Consider the following 1,848-nt stretch of genomic DNA (forward strand, 5'->3'; position numbering starts at 1 on the left):
CATCCGAGCCCCTGGTGGTGACGGCGTTGATTGTGGTGATCCACCCGTCTACCAGGGGTTCTCTACGTCTTCAGGCGAACGCCGGACTCGCGATCACGCTGTGATCAGCAGGCGCCCGCCGAAGATGAAAACAGCTCACTGATCATTACGATACATTCACTCAGTTCAGATAGGTCTCGCCCATGAACTTCCTGACGCTGGCCGAGCGCCTCGCGCGGCCCGAGCCCCCATGGCTGTACAGGGCGGATCTTGTCGCCGAGGCGCAGACGCTGCAGGTGGATCTAGGGACGCCGCCAGAATTGACTATTGTCTGCTTCGACTCGGCGACCATGACGACTCTTGACGACTTTTTCGATGTCGTCGCCAGTCGACTTTCGTTCCCAGACTATTTTGGCCACAATTGGCCAGCGTTCGACGAATGTCTAGCCGACGCGCATGAGTGGCTCTCTGTGGGTGCCCTAGTCCTACTCTTTGTTAATTCGGAAGAGCTGCTATCACGCGACAGGGCAGATCTCCCTACCCTCTTCACGGTACTCGTCAAGGTGGGTATCGAGCTGGCTCGTGAGACAAGTGAAGGCGAACCCTGGGATCGCCCTTCGGTGGCGTTCCACGCCGTCTTCGATGTGGGAATCGAAACCCGTCTAGAAGGTAGAGAATTGCCTCTACTATCGATGTGAGAATCACTCTTGTCGGATCTCCAACGGTCCGGCGGGAGCCTCTTGGCGGCTGCAGAGGTCGTGATCGTTTTCTGACTGCTGCTGTTCAGGACCATCGCCGAGCGTGTCCGACATGCGTTCGATGGCCTCGCGTTGGAAGCCGAACCGGACATGGGCGATGGTGCGGCCCTCGACCTGGCCGAGCAGCCTTGAGCGCCGGACAGGTCCACAAGGTTGGTGTGCTGGTGGCCCACCGCCGTCGTTCGAGTGCAGGTGGTCTCCTCGGCCGGTGAATTCGACGGAATATCCAATTCGCTGAAAAAGGGCCTGGCAAAGAATCTCCCGATTATCGGAAGGGGCTGACAGGGGTGCAAGCGTCATCGGTCGAGTAATTGGCTCCTTTTGGAAGGGCGGGAACAGAATGGCTTCGCTAAGCGATCGCTCGGTTCGGCTTTTGGGTCAGAACTTCCTCTCCACGGTGGGCGTGGATGATCTTTTCCCGGCGTACGCTCCCGTTCTCGATCGTGGATGGGCGATCCTCGGAGATGCGGTAGTTCTGGTCGGCTGGCACGAGAGCTACCGTGGCGATCGTGCCAGGTTCCCCACCACCCTGGACTACGAGATCTCGGTCAACGGGCGGGCCATCCCCGACCTGGATCTACTGGAGGAGGGCGAGGCGCGTGCCGGCTCGCTGCTTCGCAGAGGGGCCGCGTTCGCGTGGGCGGCGTTGCATGAGCAGTATCGCCAGTTGCCGGAAGTACGCATGATCGCTTACGTTTCGGCGGCACCTACGCTGTTTGATCCCGATTACTTCACAGGCAACGTTACGTTCTGCAGTATGCGGCCCGGAGGGTCGTCATATATGAATCCTGTGGACGGGGCCATGGAGTTCGTGATCTCGCTGGTCACAGACGATTGTGTCACGTCTCTGGATTAGTCTTCAATCTCCCGGTGGAAGGTTGTTCCGGGCGGAAAGCGGGAGTAGGCGAGGGCCCGGCATGGCGTGCCTGTAGTGATCAACCGGTCTACCGGGATCTTTGCTATGTCATCGGGTAGATACCCGACTTGCGGTTACGTCGCGATCTGGAGGCTGTCGGCAGGGGGTGAAGAGGTTCAGTGAGCTCTTTTCATCTGTGGGTGAGCTCGTAGTTCTGCAGGACGGCGATCGCCTTGCAGAGCTGGCCGGCCTTGT

General features: G+C 59.3%; 2 protein-coding genes. Both read left to right on the forward strand.

Going from position 1 to position 1,848, the window contains the following annotated elements; all coding sequences use genetic code 11:
- Positions 1-182: 182 nt before the first annotated feature.
- Complete coding sequence (locus ABD120_RS39240) at positions 183-677, forward strand: barstar family protein (protein WP_343955544.1); 495 nt, start codon at positions 183-185, stop codon at positions 675-677.
- 400 nt (positions 678-1,077) lie between these two features.
- Positions 1,078-1,593: a hypothetical protein gene (locus ABD120_RS39245; RefSeq protein WP_343955545.1), complete on the forward strand. Its 516-nt coding sequence runs from the start codon at positions 1,078-1,080 to the stop codon at positions 1,591-1,593.
- The last annotated feature ends 255 nt before the right edge of the window (positions 1,594-1,848 follow it).

The sequence above is a fragment of the Nonomuraea longicatena genome (assembly GCF_039525605.1).
GTDB lineage: Bacteria > Actinomycetota > Actinomycetes > Streptosporangiales > Streptosporangiaceae > Nonomuraea > Nonomuraea longicatena.